General features: G+C 28.1%; 10 protein-coding genes and 1 other RNA gene. 4 read left to right on the top strand and 7 right to left on the bottom strand.

From position 1 onward, the window contains the following. Positions 1-81: 81 nt before the first annotated feature. The 5 genes from IPP08_09880 to IPP08_09900 form a co-directional block, all read right to left on the bottom strand. The gene (locus IPP08_09880; protein ID QQS66070.1) at positions 82-2,718 is read right to left on the bottom strand and encodes an Rne/Rng family ribonuclease; all 2,637 of its coding nucleotides are present in this window, start codon (positions 2,716-2,718) and stop codon (positions 82-84) included. Between the two features lie 81 nt (positions 2,719-2,799). Then, positions 2,800-2,899: signal recognition particle sRNA small type (ffs, locus tag IPP08_09885), an RNA gene on the bottom strand. A 123-nt stretch (positions 2,900-3,022) separates the two neighbouring features. Then, complete coding sequence (locus IPP08_09890) at positions 3,023-3,172, bottom strand: hypothetical protein (GenBank protein ID QQS66071.1); 150 nt, start codon at positions 3,170-3,172, stop codon at positions 3,023-3,025. A 384-nt stretch (positions 3,173-3,556) separates the two neighbouring features. Beyond that, a complete protein-coding gene (locus IPP08_09895; protein ID QQS66072.1) occupies positions 3,557-7,969 on the bottom strand; it encodes an IgGFc-binding protein in 4,413 nt (1,470 codons plus the stop codon). Positions 7,970-8,120: 151 nt separating this feature from the next. Further along, positions 8,121-12,644 (bottom strand): choice-of-anchor D domain-containing protein, encoded by a 4,524-nt coding sequence (locus IPP08_09900; protein ID QQS66073.1) that lies wholly within the window; start codon positions 12,642-12,644, stop codon positions 8,121-8,123. Between the two features lie 330 nt (positions 12,645-12,974). On the opposite strand from IPP08_09900, the gene IPP08_09905 reads away from it, so the two are divergent. The 3 genes from IPP08_09905 to IPP08_09915 all read left to right on the top strand — a co-directional run bounded on the left by IPP08_09905 (position 12,975) and on the right by IPP08_09915 (position 18,728). After that, the gene (locus tag IPP08_09905) at positions 12,975-16,532 is read left to right on the top strand and encodes a hypothetical protein (protein ID QQS66074.1); all 3,558 of its coding nucleotides are present in this window, start codon (positions 12,975-12,977) and stop codon (positions 16,530-16,532) included. Between the two features lie 151 nt (positions 16,533-16,683). Continuing rightward, entirely contained in the window at positions 16,684-17,052 is a 369-nt protein-coding gene (locus tag IPP08_09910) for a DoxX family protein (protein QQS66075.1), read from the top strand. 440 nt (positions 17,053-17,492) lie between these two features. Continuing rightward, positions 17,493-18,728: a hypothetical protein gene (locus tag IPP08_09915; protein QQS66076.1), complete on the top strand. Its 1,236-nt coding sequence runs from the start codon at positions 17,493-17,495 to the stop codon at positions 18,726-18,728. Positions 18,729-18,859: 131 nt separating this feature from the next. Here IPP08_09915 and IPP08_09920 read toward each other — a convergent pair whose 3' ends face one another. Together IPP08_09920 and IPP08_09925 are read right to left on the bottom strand one after the other, a co-directional pair. Further along, positions 18,860-19,006: a hypothetical protein gene (locus tag IPP08_09920; GenBank protein ID QQS66077.1), complete on the bottom strand. Its 147-nt coding sequence runs from the start codon at positions 19,004-19,006 to the stop codon at positions 18,860-18,862. Between the two features lie 141 nt (positions 19,007-19,147). Next, on the bottom strand, positions 19,148-19,342 hold the full coding sequence (locus IPP08_09925; protein QQS66078.1) for a hypothetical protein: 195 nt from the start codon (positions 19,340-19,342) through the stop codon (positions 19,148-19,150). 392 nt (positions 19,343-19,734) lie between these two features. On the opposite strand from IPP08_09925, the gene IPP08_09930 reads away from it, so the two are divergent. Then, complete coding sequence (locus IPP08_09930) at positions 19,735-20,835, top strand: VIT1/CCC1 transporter family protein (protein QQS66079.1); 1,101 nt, start codon at positions 19,735-19,737, stop codon at positions 20,833-20,835. Positions 20,836-20,912 lie beyond the last annotated feature (77 nt).

Consider the following 20,912-nt stretch of genomic DNA (forward strand, 5'->3'; position numbering starts at 1 on the left):
GTCTTAAAATTATTTTAATTGAAATGGTAACTCTAATCTGTTTGAATCAATTAGTTTTTAAATATTCAAATTTTAAATAAATTATGTATTTGAAATTTGCAACTTATCAGTGACATCTAATCCAAGTCTATGAGAAAAAAATCTAAAATTTTCAATTGGTAATGTCTCATCTGGAATCAATTTTATTCTTACAAAATTTTTCATCATTAACTTAGTTAATCGGCTAATGTTTCCCTCTGTTATATAGTCCATCATTGAAGGATTTACTGATAAAGATAACCTAAAGTCTTTAGTATTTTGCTTAAAATCATGAAGCCATTGTTCTATTCTTTTCATTATTAATGGTTTTGAATGAACAAATCCTCTACCATCACAAGTCCTGCATGTTTCAGACATTGAGTTAACAACTTGATTACGAATTCTTTGCCTAGTTATTTGTAAAATGCAAAATTGTGACATTGGTAAAACAACAGTTTTAGCTTTATCTGTCAATAATAATCTTCTCATTTCATCATAAATTTTTCTCTTATTTCTATCATCTTGCATATCAATAAAATCAATAGCAACTAATCCACCAACATCTCGCAATTTTAACTGTCTTGCAATTTCACGTGCAGATTCAATATTTGTATGCAACGCATTTATCTCTTGTTCATTGCTCCCTTTATATCTTCCCGAATTAACATCAACAACCATCATTGCTTCTGTTTGTTCTAAAATAATATAACCTCCACTCTTTAAATATATTTTTCTATGAAACATTTTAGCTAATTCTTTCTCTATTCCAAATGACTCATAAATTGGATTCTTCTCCTTATAATGTTCAATATTTTTTAACATATCTGGCGCAGCCCAAGATACATATTCCCTTATTTCTTCAAACACTTTTTTATCATCAATAATTACCTTATTAATATTTTCTGTAAATAAATCACGCATAATACTTGATACTAGTGATGATTCAGAATAAATAAGAGATGGATTATTAGCAACTTTAATTTTCTCATCAATAACTTTCCATCTTGCTATTAAATGAGATAACTCCTCACGAATTATATCTTCATCTTTTTCTTTAGCAACTGTTCTTATTATACAACCATATCCCGTTGGCAACATTTCTTTTGCTATTCTTCTTAATCTTTTTCTTTCAATGTATGATTCTATTTTTTTTGAAACTCCAACCATTGGTTCTAGTGGTAAAAGCACAAGAAATCTTCCAGGTAAAGATATTTTTGTTGATACTCTCATTCCTTTCTGAGCATATCTTTCACGGGTTACTTGTACTAATATTTCCTGTCCCTTTACTAAATCAATAATTACTGAGCCAGACCTTTTTGTTTGAAATGTAGGGAGTTTATTATCAATTGTTTTACTCTTAATTGATTTGACTTTTTTCTTTAATTCATTTTTTTTATCACTTTTTATTTCGTCAATTTCTTTAACTAAAGTATTTGAGTTATTTTTTAAAATTGGGTTATTATTCTCAAGTTTAATTATATTATCATTTCTTTTCTTTGATACAGAGTTATTAATTGATCTATTTTTATCAGAGATTTTTGTAGAGTCCTTTATTTTTTTATTTGGTTCAATTTTATTTTTTTCATGGACAACATTGCTTATACTTAAAACAGTTTCTATAGATTTACTTTTATTGTCATTAACTGAGATACTCTGTTTTGTTTTTATATTATCTTGTTTTCCTTCAGTAACTTTTGTTTGTTTTTTAGAAGTTAAAACACTTTTAATATTAGAACTTATGTCATTATTCTGTTTTTTAGATATAAGTTTTTTTTCTTTACTTATTACATCATTTTTATTTCCATCATTAAAACTATTTGAAGGTTGAATCTCACTATTTTTTTGGGATAAATTATTACTCTTTTGTTGTTTTACAATTAGATTTGAATTAACTTTAACTTGAGTAACCTTATTTGAAGCAATTAATTCCCTTGAATTTTGCTTCTGATTTAATGAATTATTATTTAAACCTTTTTTTAAAACTAATTTTTTATTCCCTTTATGTAACCCCTTAGAAACAAGATCCAAATCTGTTGATTTGGGATTTACTTGTTTAATATAATCAATTTTATTAAGTTTATTTTTATGTAGTTTTACTTGGCTCTCTTTTGTAAAATTAACTTCGTTCTTGATTTTTAAGTCATTTACTTTAGTCAATAAATCTAATTTACTAATTATGTTCCCTTGAGTATGACTTACTTTAGGACGGGTTAAAATAATAGCTCTTTTTTCTTCGGTTAAAGATTCTTTAAGCTCAACTTTAGGATTAGATGAACTCTTCACTTTACTTTTTTTCTTGTTCTTATTGGAATTTGATTTATTATTATTTTTTAATTTCTTTGAATTAGGATCAATTGAGATTTCCTCTTTATGAGGATTTTCTTTTTTATTATTTGGGTTAATATTACTTTTATTACCAATCTTTGGAGTTGGCAATTCATCATCATCATCATCACCTGTATCAAGCTCTGAAGCATTAGCGGCATCAGAAAAATGCAAGAAAGCATCTTGAGAATCCCCAATATCAACAAAAGCAGCATTCATTCCTTGAGCAACTCTCTTTACTTTTCCCAAATAAATTGCACCTACTGGATTTTCTGTTTCTGGTGTTTCGATAAAAATCTCAACTAATCGATTTTCTTCCAGTAAAGCAACTCTAATTTCTTTTCCTGTAGCATTTATTACTATCTCTTTTTTCATCTTTTCAATCATCGTATTTCAAATATTTAATCTACTTTATTTTGATAAACTAATTTATTTCTAACTTAAAGGATATAAAAAAAGGACCAAGCTTTACCGATTCACACGCCACCTATGCTGACTGCTGCTTCCTTCCGGATCTGACAGGATTGGGCTCGATGACGTTGCTCGGGACTTGGTCCAACTTCCATAATATGTAAGATATTATCTGTATCTAAAAACTTAATACTAATATTCTAAAAAGTTTGGCAAAAATAACAGAATTATTTCTAGTACTGAAATTTTTTTAAATTCTTATTCAATATTATCTTTTCTCAATTATAAATCCAATTAAAAAAATTACTATTCCTGTACCTAAATACATAAACTCATACTTCATATCATTCTCAATAATTCCGTATAATAAACCAACTCCTGTAATCCCCATACCTATGAACTGTATTAACTTTGGCACCTTTTGCATTTATAACAAATTTAAATATGTTTGTTTCAAGTTTATACTACATGACTTAAACATTTAATCTAAATATAAAACAGATGTAAAATAGTTATGTTGAAAATTAGAAATTAAAAAACTATCTACAATTTTAGTTAAAAAAAAACCTCCCGGAAATTCACCAAAACCGGGAGGGCCTCACTAAGGTACTATGAATCTGCAAATGTCCTCATACTTACAGACAGTGGCAAATATAGAAAAAATTACTCAACCTACAAGTTTTAAATAACAAATGAGTTTTTACAATACTATTTTAAGGTTCTATTTTAATAGATTAAAGTTTATTTGTATGATATTATTACCTCTTAATTTTAAATTAACTATTAAGTTAAATAACTAAATTTATTTTTGAATAATCATGCTTTTAACGCATGAATAAGTTCCACTAGATAATTTGTAGAAATAGACTCCACTTGGGTATTCAGTTGCATCAAATGTATATTTATACTTACCTGGTTCTAGATATTTGTTTAATAAAACTCCTATTTTTTGTGAATACGAATTGTATAATGTTATAGTTGTTTGTCCATTTAAACCTACACTAAAATTAAAATTAGTTGATGGGTTAAATGGATTTGGACTGTTTTGTGAAAGTGAATAATTTTCATTTGTAATTTCTATTAATCTGTTCTTGATTCCGCAAATAGAATCGATCTCACCAAATCCTGAAGTTCCTTTTATACTTACACATTGAAGCTTATCAGATAACTCCATGTTAATACTATATTTAAAATTAGTAATGTCACTTGCAAAGCAAATAAATTTTGGGTTGAATATATTTCCAAAATCATTTAAGTATTCATTAGTTGGAGCAATTAATTTTAGAGTTAATTTTCCTGGAATATTTTCTAAAATATCAACATTCCAATCATTAAAAATAGTACCTTTAAAAAAATTATTTATAGTTCCATTAAACTCTAAATCTAAATTTTCTTTAGTATATTCTAGCTCAAATTTCACCTCTTTAGATTTAATTATTTTTAGAGATTTATCTAATTTCACCATTAAAGAAAATGAATCTAATTGACTCATTTTTAAACCAGTTTGTGTTCTAAGTTCTCCTGAAAGTGTAAATGCTGAGCCAGATATTTCTAACTCATTTTCTGGAAAATTCTTTAAAGAATCACTCAAATATTTTACAATTATTTTAGCACTGTAGTTACCTACTTGCATTGGATTAAAATTCACTTTTATAAATAAACTATCACCCTTAATTACTTTTTTTGGTAATGAAATTGGGTCTAAGTTGAATACTGAATTAGTATCTATAATCTCAATATCTTTAATAAAAATATCAACATCACCTGAATTATATACACTTAAATATCCAAAACCACTACTGCATAAATCAATAGGCTGTAAATTAAAGCCTAAGGAATAAGCTGATTTTGAATACGAAAAACCTTTTAAAACATTAACTGAATCATCACAATAAGGATGATTTGAAGTGACTCTTACATTAGCAGTTCTTAATCCTGGCCTTTTTGGTTTAAAGACTATATTATATTTTTTAGATTCATTTGGCATTAATATTAAAGGGTTAATAGTTGATGGAAAACTATCCTTTGATTCAAAACTGAATTCTAAGAAATTATCATTATAAATTTCTAAATCCGTTACTTCTAATTGTTTAGATCTAGATGCTGAAATATAAATACTCCCTTTTCTAATAGTAATACCTTCACCAACGAATTCTAATGTATCAAAATTAAAACCTGTTATAGATACTCCAGACTCAATTCCCACACCCTTTAAAGTGCCTATTGCTACTTCATTAGCTTCAGTGGTTAGTACTATTTTACAAGAGTATTGTCTTTCATTCCCTGGTTTGAATAGAACTTGTTGATACCTTTTATTATCCTCAGTTGTATCATCACCAACAAAGGCCATCCCTATGTTTACTTGAGGATTATATCCAAGAGAGAAATATCCACTATCTGCATCTGCTCCAATTAGTTCTAATGATTTTACTATAAATGGTGCACTTCCAAAATTAGCAACTCTAATAGAATCAAATACATAAACACCATTTACATTTTTAGTACACTTTGAGAATGTATTACTAACCCATTTTTCACCCCAATCATAACTTGTTATTTTAGGACTAGGTTTTCTAACTTTAGCTATCCAAATTGAACTGTCCCTTTGGCATTTTGCATTTGTAGAAAAATACCCTGTGGTTTCGAAAAAACCAACTGTATCGGCTATAAATTTAACATTTATATAAATGCATTCATCTTTTTTGAGTATAGTATTATATAACAATTTCTGATCATCTACTGTAATTGAAAATTTCTTTAATAACCATTTAACAATATCTGTTCCTGATTTATCCTTAGAATTAAACGTTAAAGTTCCACCTAATGTATTGCATATTTTTAATGGTAAAGTTTCTTCCTCTCCAACAATCAAAGTACCAAAATCTAAATCTCCTACATAAACACATGGGATTCCTAAAATTGCAGTTAATGGTATCTTTGCCTCTGAGCAACCATATTTTACTCTTAATGTATCTATTGCTCTTTTAGTATTATTTGGAAAATTATTAAATAAAGTGATTGTTATTGTATCCCATTTTTTAAGTTGTACTGGAAGTTTTGGATCAATTTTTTCAATTACATAACCAGCATTTTTAAAAATTAAATCTACTGATTGTACATTTAAACTATTTGGTTTTGTGTTTACAATTTTAATCGTTAAACTTTTTGATTGGGAATTAACAGTCACCTCTCCAAAATCTAGACTCTTTGGATTAATTTGTGGGGCATCACTAACCCAACTATAATTTATTGTTTTAGATCTTCCTGTGCGATCCCTAATCACTACAATTGCACTTGCATCAAAAATCGGATTAATTGGAGAAACACTGAATGTTGCATCATTTGCATTAATAACTCCATTATTTGTTTGTGGCTTACTAAAAGAAATTTTAGAATTATTCGAATTAATTAATTTAATCAAACGAATACCAGATGGATTTTGATTAACACATTTAACAGTTACATTCATTGAGGTGCAATTGTAACTTGAAGTAATTACTAAAGAATCTGGAACTTTGTTTATTGCTCTAACTGGAGCGAGAGGATAAGCATAACTTCTTGAATTAATTTCTTTATACTCTGCAGGATGTTGAGGTGTTGATTTTCCATCAAATGTTTGTATTTTATCTTTCCCATCATCTAGTAAATTTGAGCCTGGTGTAAAAGCTTCAATTCCATTCCCAACACCATAAACATAAGCATAAAATTTACCATCATTTTCTGAAAATAACATAGCATTAGTATTTGGCTCAAATTTTACTGAAGTCCAGCAATAAGAAGTGTTTGGAACATTACTCTCACATATTATATTAAATTTCCCTCCATTTAAAAATTTTCTATACTTGATGTTATACCTATTTACAGTATCTGTAACAACAACCAAAAAATGTTGCATTAAATCATTACCTGTAAAAAATGGAGCTTTATTAATCCAATTTTCTTTTGGCACCAATTCAACCATAAATGTTGAAACTGTATTGTATTCTGAAATATTGCCAACTTGATCTTTTCGAGATGTAAATGAAAATGCGCTTGTATTCATAAATACTTGAGATGGCTTATTTGTTACCATAAAATTAGCTCCATCTGATTTGCCAAAGACCAAATTATGAAAAGATTTTATAGTGTCAACTTCTGTAACTTCACCATTATTTAATGAATCAAATCCAAATATATTACCTAATATAGTATATCCGTTATAGGTTCCATAAGCTCTAACAAAGTCATATTTATGAGAATAATCCATTGCAGGTAAATAAACAAAATTTGTACCATGATAATCTACTGGAGGCATATCTTCAATTAACAAATTTTTAAGAGTATTTTTTGCAAAACCAGCAAGATTTCTAGGAATTTCACCTCCTGAACTTCTTGTATTCCCCGATAAAACTCCAATCGGTTTGTTAGAAACAATTTCTAGTCCAGACAAATCTATTTCAAAATCATTACCATTATTTTTTTTAACAGATTGGGAATCTACTCTACTATTAATCAATAATGATTGACCAACATTCATATTAATATTTGATGTATTCATATTTGGATTAAAGAAAATACTTTTTCCTAAATTTGAATACCTAAATGGGTTATTAATTTTTACTTTAGTATTGTTTTCTAATGCTGTAATAATTACTTGAGAAGGTGCTAATACAGAATTCCGAAAATAGTTAAACTCACCATCACCACCAACATGGTATGTTAAATCACCTTTTAATGCAGCCGCAAAATAATCTTTTCCCCAAGCATCAGCTGGAATTGGCGTCCAAGCTTCGGATCCAGAAGAAGTGTTCATATAACAATAAACAATTATAGGGTATTCAGCTTCAATTTTAAATGAAGAGTTTGAACTAACAACACCAGAAGTTAGTGGGAAAATATTTGAAATGTAAAGACCTCTCTTTTGAACTATTCTATGTGTGTAAATATTATCAGCATCTAATTTCAGAAAAGTTACTCCTCCTTTAGGGTCAGTTACAGTAGCTTGTTGATATTCTGAAGAATAAATAACAAAAGATATCTCATTAAACCTATTATCAATAAATCTATAATCTGGTGCATTAAATACTATTTGAGGAAGGGTTATATAGTATAAATTCCCTGCAGCTTTATCATTAAAACTTTCAGTTTGAGAATATATATATCGTTCTTTTATAATGAATAGAACAATAAAAATTAAAAAGCATTTATTTATCCGAAACCTAATTTTTGAGAACATTAAGTTAATTTAAAAATATATTATTTACACTTAAAACTAAAATGTGAAATTATGAAAAATTATAAAATAAAAATTATTTTATACAAAAGAAGGACGATCTTTATGAAAATAGACCGTCCTTCTTGCATTTTAACTCTCAACTTAAAGTAAACTATTTTTGTAAAGTCATTGAATTAGTTTTAGTCCAATGCCCACTAGTTAATCTATAATAATACAAACCAGATGATGAGGCAGAAGCATCCCAAGTTACTCTATACTTACCTGGAGTCATAAGCTGATTAACTAAAGTTGCAACTTTTTGTCCTCCTTCATTATAAACAACCAAAGAAGTAGGTGCATCTAAGGCAACTTCAAAATCAATATCTGTAGAAGGATTAAATGGGTTTGGAGAGTTTTGCTTTAAAGCATAGTTTCCAGAAATCAATTCAATCAATCTCAAATTTAATCCACAAATAGAATCAAGTCTAGCAAACCCAGGATCAGTAGTAACATCTGTACAATTCAATTTATCTTGAATCAACATATACCAAGGTAATTCAGATTCTGATACATCTCCAACATAAGTTGCAAACCTTAAGTTTAACATAGTACCAAAACCTTTTAAGAAATCTCCCTTAATATTTTTTAATCCAACAGTAAATATACCTGGTTCATTATCTATAACAGTTGCATCCCAACCATCTAAAATAGTCCCTTTTATCATATCAGATTCTACATCTGATTTTGAATTATTTACTAATTGCATCATTCCTTTACTATATCTGAATGAAATAACTACATCTTTTGATTTTGCCTCATCTAATGGTGAATCTAAAATTACTGGTATAATCAATTCCTGACCAGGTGCACAATGATGATCACGATTAATATGTCCATGTGCAATAAGAATATGAGATTTTCCAGTTAAGTCAGCAGTTTGATCTGGTAAAACTTTACCAATTTCATCTGTCATTGAATACACTACAGTAGCTTTATAATCTCCAACAACTTTAGGTAAAAATCTAACTGGTATAGTAACAGTTTGACCAGGAGTCAATTTAAAAGGAACTGTTGGATAAGTTAGAATGAAAATACCACCATCTCCAATTAAATCTATATTTGTTACAATAATGTCAGCTGATCCTACATTTGTTAGAGTAGTTGTTCCATTTTGTTCATCACAACTTAACAAATCTCCAAATACAAATCCAGTTGGTTTAGCGCCTAAAGTATATGAATAACCAATTAATTTATTTGTTGAATCATCACATCTTGCATGATCACCTAAAACCTCAATTATAGCATTTTTAACGCCAGGTTTATTTGGTTTGAACAACATTGGTATAATTCTTTCTTCACCAGGAGTCATAATCCATGGAGAAGATTGGCTTGGAAGTGAGAAACCACCACTTAAATCAAAATCATAATCAGCTTTGTCTGCTCCAATAATTTGCAAACCAGTTACTGTTAAATCACGAGTTGGTTTTGCTGTAAGTTTAACTGCTCCTTTTACTGCTGTTAATCCAGCACCTAAGAATTCAGTTGTATCAAAATCATGACCTGTAATGGATACATGCGATTCAATTCCTACTCCTTTTAAAATTCCCTCTGCTGTTCCACCTTCGGTTGTTGTTAACTTAACAATACATGTATAGTCTCTTTCATCCTTTGGTTTGAAAAATACTTGTTGATATCTTCTAGCATCAGGATCTTTACCTGACATAACATCTCCTGGAGATATAATTGGATTATTTCCTAAGGTAAAAAATCCATCATCAGCATCTTTTCCAACTAATTCAATTTTTTCTACTGTGAAATCGGCTGTTCCAGTATTTGAAATTGCTATTGAATCGAATGGATATTGTTGTTCTGTATTTTTAGTACAATTATTTAAAGGTACAACTACCCATCGTTTACCCCAATCATATCCTGTTATTTGAGGACCAGGAACAGTAACTTTAGCAATCCAAACAGAAGTATCTCTATTACAATTAGCATTTGTATAGAATTTTCCAAGTGTAGTAAATAATCCAAGTGAATCTGTAGAAGTAAAAGTTACATTTATCATAACAAATTCATTTGCTTTCAATTTAGAAGCTTTTAGCTTAGCCATATCAAATGGAGTTACTGTAAAGAATCTTGATAACCAATCTAAAACTTCAGCAGCTTGACCGCTTGGATGTTCAAAGGTTAACAAACCCTTACCATTATTCTCAATTTTTAAAGGTAGTTGTTTTGAAGTATTCTGTTTCAAAGTACCGAAATCTAAATCTCCCACATATATACAAGGTACTTCACCAGTTGCATGTAAAGGAACATTCATTTGACCACATTCAGTTTTAACTACCAATACATCTTGATAAATTCCTAACTCTTTTGTAGGATTAATTCTAACTTTAATAGTTATACTTTGTCCTTCTTTAATTTGGACTGGTAATGGACTTGGATTAAATGAAACAATCTCAAAATCATTTGTTCCTTTTTCAAGTTTAATTTGAGTAATTGTAATTGTTTTCTTAAGTGTATTTGTAGCAACAACATCTTTAATATCTGATGGTGCTCCAACACTTACTGACCCAAAATCAATTTTATCAGGAGTTATTTCTAATCTTTCAGCTTCATAAAAATAAGGTATTGTCCAAGATTGCCCTGTTTTGCTTATAACTTCAACTGTTGCTTCTGCATTTTTACTTGGGTCGATTGGAACAACCTGAAAAGTAATAGTAGATGCACCTATAATTCCTGTTACTTTTGAAGGTGTTATCCATAATAACTTAGCATTTTTTGGGTCAACAAGTCTAACTGTTCTAAATCCAGCAGGCTTAGGAGATTTCATCCCAATTAAGTTTGCTTGTACCTCAAAGATGTTGCAATCTTTCTTTATCTTTAATTCTAATGAATCTATTTGACCTAATGTAATACGATTCGGTGCTAATGGATAACCATAAGAGTGCGAATTTGTTGTATAATAATCTGATGGATGTAACACTTTATCTTTACCTCCACCTTGAGTTTCATTACCATTTTTATCATCATCTTTTTTCTTTGTTGTACCTGGTTGATATTGTTCTGAACCATTTCCAGTACCAGAAACATCACCAAAGAACTTACCTTTACCACTCTTTGATTGCACTATAAATTTCATTGCAGAATTTAATCCTACATTTGTCCAAACGTAAGGACTACCTGGAATTTTTCTATTGAAATTTATTTTTGTTACACTTCCTCCTTCATTTACAAGTTCAATATCATCTTTATTTAATGAATCTGTACAAATGTTTAAGTTATTGTCATAAGTTCCTGTAACAGGAGTAAAACCTGGTGCAAAAGTTACCCACTGTTCTACTGGAACCATTTCAACCATAAAAGGTGCCCAAGTATTATATGTTCCTGAACCATCTGTTGAATTTGCTACAACGAAAGAAACTGAAGTTGAAATTTTTGTAGCTTGAGTTGGTTTATCTGCCTTCATATAATATGCAGCTCGAGGATCAAACTCAATTCCTTCTCCATTAATACCAGTAATAGTTTCAACCAAAGTCCCTTGACCCAATTTTACATTTCTTTTTCTCATTGGCAAACCAATTGGTCCTGGATTAGTTAACTCTATATTAGTAACATCGTCTCCAGATGTATCATTTTTACTTGTTCCATAAAAGCGACCATACTCCCTTAATCTTACACCCCCTTTACCTTTAGCGGGAGGGATGTCAGTTGGTCTTCTTGAATCCCAAGTTGGCATATATACAAATTCTTTCCCATGAGTTTCAATTGGTGCAACAGCTTCCATTAACATATTAAGCATTGTTGTTTTTCCACAGCCATACATTGATCCTGATGCAATTCCACCCATTGTTCTTGTATTACCTGAAATCATTCCAACGGGTTTATCAGTAGTAACTCTAATCCCACCTGCATCTGGTTGGTTAACTCCTAAATTCCTTTGTAGGGTATCAACATCAGATTCAATCAAGCTAGCAAAATTCTCTTCTAAAGTAAAACTTATTTTAGTGTCAGGTGGGAAATATCTATGAATAACTACATTACTTGAATAAGTAGGATCTGTTAAAGATACATGTGTATCTGAATCTAATGCAGCAACTACAAACTGACCAACTGCTAATTTTGGAGCGGTTGAATATGTAAATTCTCCTGCGGTATATAAATTGTTAATTGGTTGTCCAGGAACACCTACAGAATAATAATCTGTACCCCAACTTTCAGCCGGTAGAGGAGTCCATGCTTCTGTTCCAAATCTAGTATCGAACATAACATAAACAACAATTGGTTGTTCAGATCTTAGAACAAACAATTTATTTGCTTGAGGGAGATTTGGGATTGTTATCTGAGGATTTCCACCTTTAACTTTTCCAGCTGTTATAACTTCGTACTTACTAATTTTTTTAGCTTTTAATATAACCTTCTCAAGTCCACCATTTGGTTTTAACATTTCTAATGTTTGATCAACTCCAGAATAAATCATAAAATAAACATTATCTGGATAAATTGTTGGATGTCTAGCATCCTCAGTATTACCGGATGTATCTGGGATTGCAATGGCATAAATAGTACCTGATTGACCTTCCTCAACACCATACCTGGATTTTTGAGAATAGGATTTTGAAGTTAGTCCTATAAGAAGTAATACCCCTATAAGAAATAAAATTCCTCTGTAAAAAGTCTGTTGTTTTTTCATAAATTTTCAACAAAAAGAAAAAATATATTTTAAAATTAATTATAATACTTGGCAAAATCTAACAATTCACTAGACATGACACTTAAACTTACGGAAAAGACACATCAAAAATAAATAAATATTTATTTTTATAAAAAATTTTTCAATTTATTTAATTTTAATATAAAAAAACTTGATTTTTGATCAAATTTAACTGAATACAAAAATAAAATTTTAGAAAGAGAAAAATAAATTTAAAATTATCTTTTTTATCTTGCTCATAATTGAATTTATTTATTAATTTATTGTTTTTTTTTAATTTATTCCTAACTATAGACAAATTAAAAATTATTGGATAATCATTTAAAATATAAATTCATAGTTAACAAATTATTAAAAGTAAGATCAAGAGAACTTAACATTGATTTCCAAAAGTCTATTTTATGCACTTTTACTATTTGTTTGGCTATTTGGTCATTTGCTATTTTTTTAGAATGTAACTTAAATTTTTCTGCTTCAAACCGTAAGTTTATATTTTGGTCTTTAATTTTATCAACAGTAATAATATTTTTTTCAATTTTATCAAAACCGATATTAAATTTCCTCCAATTAATTAATTATCAAGATGATGAATATTTAGCTTTAAGGGTTGGTAAAAGAATTAAGTTAATTGGCGACAAATTAATAACATTAATACAACTTTATAAAGATTTCAATGTTAATAAAAATTATTCAACAGTAGGTTCTTCATCAGAGCTTGCTGAAGCTTATATTAGTTCAGAATTTAAACCCATTTCTAAATTAAATTTTGATGTAATAATTGATACAAAAAAGAGAAAATATGCTTTTTTCTTTTTTGTTTCTATTCTTTTTTTGATATTTTCATTAGTAATTTCATCCCCAACAAAGTATAAATCTGCTCTGAATAGAATAATAAACTTAGAACCTGAATTCAACAAAACACCTAGTTTCACTTTAGACGTTATTACTAAAAATATGAATGTAAATAAAGGAGACCCTGTAGAAATAGTAATTGAAGCAAAAGGGGCTATTCCTAGGAATATTATGCTTTCCTTAAAATCTATTGGAGAGGTGTCATCTAAAGTTATTCAACTCAAACCTGATACTTCAAATCAATTTAAATTTCGAATTCCTTCAATAAAAAATAGTATTGAATATTTTGCATCATTTGGAGGATGTTTTACTGAAAAATATATATTAAAAGTCATTGAAAAACCTGAAGTTTTAAATTTAAATATAAAAGTCTTCAGTCCTGTTTATTCCAAAATTGATGTTTTACAACTACCTGAAAATTCTGGTGATATAAATGGATTGAAAGGCTCAATAATAACTATAAACGCAAAATCTAATACAAAAATCAAACAAGCTTACATTTACGAAGTTTTAAATAAAGAATCTGGTTTAAATGACCCGAATATTAAACAATTAAAAGATACTTTAAAATTTAAATTAAATGTTGATGATGAGAATGTAAGTGGAAAATTTGTTTTAACATATTCTGGAGAATATTATATAAAATTAATTTCATACGATGATGTAATGAATACAAATCCTATTAAATACAACTTAAATGTAAATAATGATCAACCACCTAGTATTGAATTATTTAGTCCTAATTCAACAGTTAATGTTAATAATTCTATGATTATTCCTACTCAATTTAGAATTAAAGATGACTTTGGTTTTTCTAATTTAAAATTGTATTTCAAAGTAATTTCAAGTAAGTATGGAAAACCAGACAATGATTATTCTTTTATTCCAATAAAAATATTTGATGGTGATTCTAAAATTGGAATTGACTTAAATTATTTATGGGATTTAACAAAATTAAAATTGGTTCCTGAAGATGAATTAGAGTTTTATATTGAAGTAACTGACAATGACTATTACAACTTCAAAAAAGCTAGAACTTCTTTAATTAAAGTAAGATTTCCATCATTTGAAGATGTAATGCAAATTGCTCAAACAAATCAAACTCAGGTTACAAATGATTTAAAAAATTTAATGAATCAAGCTCAAAATTCACAAAAGAAAATGCAAGAATTGAACCATGAATTAATAAAACAACTTGCTCAGAATAAAACTGAAGCTAGTTGGGAACAACAGAACAAACTCAAAGATATAATCAATGAACATGAATCAATGGAGAAGAAAATAAATGATATTTCTAATCAATTAAAAGAGACTGCTCAAAGATTACAAGAGGCAAGAGCAATCAGCCCAGAGACTTTACAAAAATATTTAGATTTACAAAGTTTATTCCAACAAATAAAAGATCCTGAAATCATTAAACAACTTCAGGATATGCAACAATCGATAAAACAAATGTCTCCTGAGCAAATTTCTGAAGCAATGAAAAATTTTAAATTTAATGAAGAACAATTTAGAAATTCAATTGAAAGAACTATGAAGTTGTTAGATAAAATGATTACTGAACAGAAAGTTGATGAACTTGCAAAAAGATCAGAAGACATTGCTAAGCAACAAGAAGACTTAAAAAAAGAACTTTTAAACCCTAGAGAAGATACTTTTAAAAATAATAAGTTATATGATAAACAGACCAATTTATCTGATCAAGCTAAAATTTTAAAAGAAGAATCTCAAAAATTATCAGATAAAATGAATGAATTAGAAGATTCCCCAAAGGAAGAAATGAAAGAAGCAAATAAAGATTTACAAAATGAAAAACCTGATGAACAAATGGAATCAGCTTCTGAAGATATAAAAAATAACAATGAAAAATCTGCGATAGAAAAAATGGATAAATCTCAAAAATCTGCACAGAAATTTAGAGACAAGATGAAAAATATGAAGCAAAAAATGCAAGAAAATTCTAAGCGTCAAGTTCTTGATAAAATGAAAAAATCTTTAGAGGATATGATTACGTTGTCTAAAGAACAAGAGCAGTTAAAAAAGCAAGTTGAGGCTACACCTCCAAATAGTCAACAATTTAGAAATCAAGCAAAAGATCAATCAGACATTCAAAAAAGTATGGAAAATATTTCTGATCTAGTTTCAGAGATTTCTAAAAAATCATTTGCTATTACCCCAGAAATGTCAAGTGAAATGGGTCAGGCTTTAAGAAATATGAAAGAAGCAACTAAATCATTAGAAAGTAGGAATGGATTTGATGCAAAGGAAAATCAATCACAAGCAATGAGTAGAATGAATCAAGGATCACAAATTCTTAAACAAGCAATTCAACAAATCAAACAAGGTGGTGGGAGCTGTTCAAACCCTGGCGGTTTAGGATCAAGTTCACAACAAAGGCTACAACAAGCTGCAGCACAACAACAAATGCTAAACTCTGCAATGCAACAACAATCTGGCAACAGCGGTAAAGATGGTCAGAGTGGTGAGAAAAAAGAAGGTAAGAATGGTAAAGAAGGAGGGAATGGAAAAGATGGAGAAGGAGAAGGTGGAATAGATAAAGAAGGAAGTAATGGCTACCAATCCTCTAAAAGATTAGCTAAAGAACAAAAGGAAATTAAAAAGACAATTCAGGATTTGAAAAATGAACAAAAATCTATTTCTGGCGATAACACTAATAATAAACCTAAATTTGAAAAGGTTGAAAAAGATATAGATGAAGTTATTTCAGATATTGAATCTGGGAATATTACTCCAGAAACATTATTAAGACAAGAGAAGATATTAAGTCGTTTATTGGAAGCTATAAAGTCTGAAAGAGAACGTGACTTAGACAATAAAAGAGAATCAAAGCCAGGAGTTGATTTATCTAAACTCAGCCCGAATGAATTAAAGAAAATAGATATTGATCCAAATCTTAGAAAAAATGAAATCAATTACAAATTTCAAGGTTATTCCAGAAACTATGAAGACATGATACGAAAATATTTAGAGTACTCAAGAAGTTCTTTAAAATGAATCCTATTTTGCATTTTACATTTTACTTTAAATTTGTAATTGATATTGTTAATAATCTAACATTCTTTTGTTTAAGATTGTATTAAAATTATTATTATTTTTAACACCATTTCATTTCGATAATGCTAAAAACAAATAAACTATTTTCAATATGAAAAATACTAAAAAATTGTATTGGACCTTTTCGATTCTTTTTGCCGCATTTATGGCTTTCACAGCCATCCCTGATGTTTTAATGTCAAAAGAAGCTGTCGACTTTATTAATAAATTAGGATATCCTACATATTTCATCCCATTTATTGGAGTTGCTAAAATCCTAGGATCTATAGCAATTTTAATACCAAATTATCCAAGGATCAAAGAATGGGCTTATGCAGGTTTATTCTATGATTTAATTGCTGCATGCTACTCACAAATTTGTACAAACGGATTTCAATTCCAAATGATGTTTATGATTTTACCTCTTACAATAGGGATTTTATCTTATTATTTTAACAATGAGCATTATAAAATTTCTTGAAATTTATTTTTCTTTAATGATATTTAAACTAAATTATCTTACATTATTTTTACTTTTAATTACAGTTTTTATATATCATTTTTAATTTATATTTTAATTTAATTTCATACCAAAATTGAACAATTCTACTTTTCTAATAATCAAGTGTTTTTTATTTTTAATTTAATTTTGTCAATTTTGAATAAATAATTTTATAAACCCATCTGAAAGAATCTTATATAAACTAATTTTGGATCAATACAACTAGAATTGTATTTTTTAAGTATAAATTGAATGTTCAGTAATTGAGCTATAATAATTAAACTCATGTTTAACTAAATTTTTTTAATAATATGTTTTTTTAAAGATGACTTGTTAATTAGAATACAAGTTTTGATATTTGCTTTTCATCAAATCATTTGTTTACATTAATAAAATTCAATTATAAATATAATTCGATTATGAAATATTTTTTACTACTAATTGTAGCTTATTTTTTGCCATTGAGTTCATACTCTGAAACTGATGATCTAAATCTAGGGAAACAAGAGCTAAAAAAAGAATTTGGTAAAGGTGATTTTAAAGTTGCCATAAAGTATTTAGAATCTGCAGTTGCTAAAGAACCAAATAACTCTGAAGCACACTATTTTTTAGGTTATGCTTATGACAGATCTAATTCAGAAGATGGATTTAGTATGGACTTGACTAAACTTGAACTTGCAATTAAATCTAGCTATGAATTTGAAACGGTAGTCAAGCTAACTCCAAAATATACTGGTGAGTTGCTAATGTTAGATCCATATTCCAAAATAACATCAATATGGGGTTCACAAGCTTTTGCTTATTTAAATTCTAATAAAATTGATTCAGCAAAATGGGCTTTATCTGAAGGTAAAAAAAGAGGTGGTTTCAGAGATTTTCTTTTGGAATTTAACAAACAAATTTTATCTAATTGTAGTCAAAACTCTTATATAATTTCTTCAGGAGACAATCTTACTTTCCCAATTTTATATCTTCAATTAATAAATGGTTTTAGAACAGATGTAAATTTAATTAATATTAGTTTGTTGAATACTTTGTGGTATCCAAGGTATTTGTATAACAATAAGATTATAGATTTAAATATACCAATTTCTAAATTAGATTTAATCGAAATTCGAAATTGGAAAGACACAACTATTACAATAAACTTGGATAAATCAGTTAAAAGTTTTACAAACAAGTTTAAGTGGATTGTAAAGCCAAATATTAATAATGAATATCTATTAAGGAGTGGTTTAATATTTTTAAATTTTTTACAAACAAACAAATTTAAAAGGGATATATTTTTCACAACTAGCTTTAATCCAATTGATCAATTAAATTTAAACAATCATTTAGAAAGGTTTTTTCTTATAGATAAAATTTCATTATCTAAAATTACTCAAAATGCTAATAACCTAATTAAAGGGATAAATGGTTTTGATTTAAATAAATTAGATTCCAAATCTATTATCAATAGTACTGATGAACTTTTATTAATTGACATTTTGAGATATGATTATTGTGAAACAATCAGGAGATTACTTATTGATAAAAATACTGTGTTAGCAAAGGATGTATATAATAAGTTAATTAATTTTTTGCCTGAAAACTTATATCCATACAATTCTCCAGAACTTAAAGAATACATTAAGAATTTGTATCTGAATCAATAATTCTAATTTTAACAAGTTTGTTAAATAATCATAAAAAAACCAGAGTCGGTAGTGAAATAATGACTCTAGTTTTTAATTTATAAATATTACAATTCTATAATCCTGCAACCATATTAAAAGTAATCTTCAGACTACCAGGTCATGGTTTCAATTTTATCTATTCCATTTTGAAGAGTATACTTCGATTTTATAGTAATTTTTGGTTTATCTGCAAGAAAATCTAATGCTGATTTTAAAGCAGCATTTGTAACATCAAAAATTTTCTCAATCCCCTTCAAATCTGTAGGTTTTACATTCTCAAAAAACCCTATTGTGTATTCTGTATTATCTCCATATTGAGAATCAAATTGAAGAGTATAATCAATTTTACTATAAATTGCAATTGATTTATCTGGGGTTCCAACATATGAAACTAACTGCTAACCAATTTTAGTCAGATCTACACCTTTAATCCTTGCTTTATTGTCATTAAATGATGAGTTACTATTTATATCTACATTATTTACTCCGATAAAAGGTAATAATGAAAGCTTTGCATTAATTGGAATAATAATTGTCATTGGTACGTTTATTTGAGTAAGCTGTGTAATAGTATCGCAACTACTTAAAACCAATGTTGATAAAACAATAACTGGAAGAATTGCCTGAGAACTGAATTTCTACTTCATTTTTCTACCAAATTAAATTTAAATTGTTAAAAATATCACTTTGTTATTGGGATTTCCAACATCAATAATATACAAAATTTTATACAAATGTGCCAGAGATATTTTGGCTTTTTTACAAGTATTTTGACACAATAAATCAGTTAATTCTTCTTAAAATCATCAATTTTTCAACGAAATTAATTCTCAAATTAGTTAACTTTTGATTACATCTAAATTTGTTAAATACTATAATTTCTATTCACATTTAAATTTTAGAATTATGTAATTAGTTTCCATAATTTTAAGTTACTAAAATTATATTTTCAATAAACTATGTTTATAATTTACAACTTTAAAAAATGATTAATCTAAAAAACATTCAAACAGAAATAGATGCTAGTTTTCTTTATAAAGTGTTAGCTGAAAATGAAAAGGATTTAAATATATCAAATATATTTACTCAGATGAGTGAAATAGAACTTGGGCATGCTCATGCCTTTATGAAAAAAAATAATTTAGATTTAACTCAAGAAATTTTACCATCTATAAGAGCAAGATTATTGAAATTGATTGGAAAAATGTTTGGTTATGATTACATATTAGGTGTTCTTCTTGATACTGAAAAAAATATTAGTTCTTCAATTCAAAATGCAAGAAATAAAAATAACTCGGTTAGTTCTATTTCAGATACAGCTCATGTGAAAATTCTAACAAACATTTTAGAAGGGAAAGATATAATCCCAGGATCGAACTTCGCTCGTTTTGAAAAGCGTCATAGATCTGTTGGTGGAAATGCTTTAAGGGCTGCAGTGTTAGGAGGTAACGATGGTTTAGTATCAAATTTTAGTTTAGTTATGGGAATTGCTGGTGCTACAAATGGAAGTAGTGAAGTTTTATTAACAGGACTAGCAGGGCTTTTAGCAGGTGCCTTATCAATGGCTTTAGGTGAATGGATTTCAGTTAAGAGTTCTCAAGAATTATTTGAAAATCAAATGCAATTAGAACTTGAAGAATTAGAAAATAATCCAAAAGGTGAAGAACAAGAATTAGCATTAATATATATGACTAAAGGAATTCCAGAAAATCAAGCAAAACAAATGGCAAGAGATATTATTGGGAATAAAGAACTTGCTCATGAAGTTTTAATTAGAGAAGAACTTGGTATTAATAAAGAAGATTTACAAGGTTCAGCAATGGAAGCTGCAATAACATCTTTTGTATTATTTGCAATTGGTGCAATAATTCCAGTAATCCCATTTTTCTTTACAGGTGGATTAAAAGCCGTTTTAATTAGTTCAGTTTCAAGTGCTATTGGTCTTTTTTTAATTGGTTCATCTATTACTCTATTTACTGGGAAAAGTATTTGGTACTCAGGGTTCAGACAAGTGATATTTGGTTTGATTGCAGCTTCTATCACATATGGAATTGGTAAAATTATTGGTGTATCTTTAGGTGGTTAATGTATCATCCATTAAACAACTTAAAATTATCAACCAATCAAAAATTATAAAGCTATTTAGTTATTTTAAGCTATACT

It is taken from the genome of Chlorobiota bacterium, from assembly GCA_016700335.1.
GTDB lineage: Bacteria > Bacteroidota > Ignavibacteria > OLB7 > OLB7.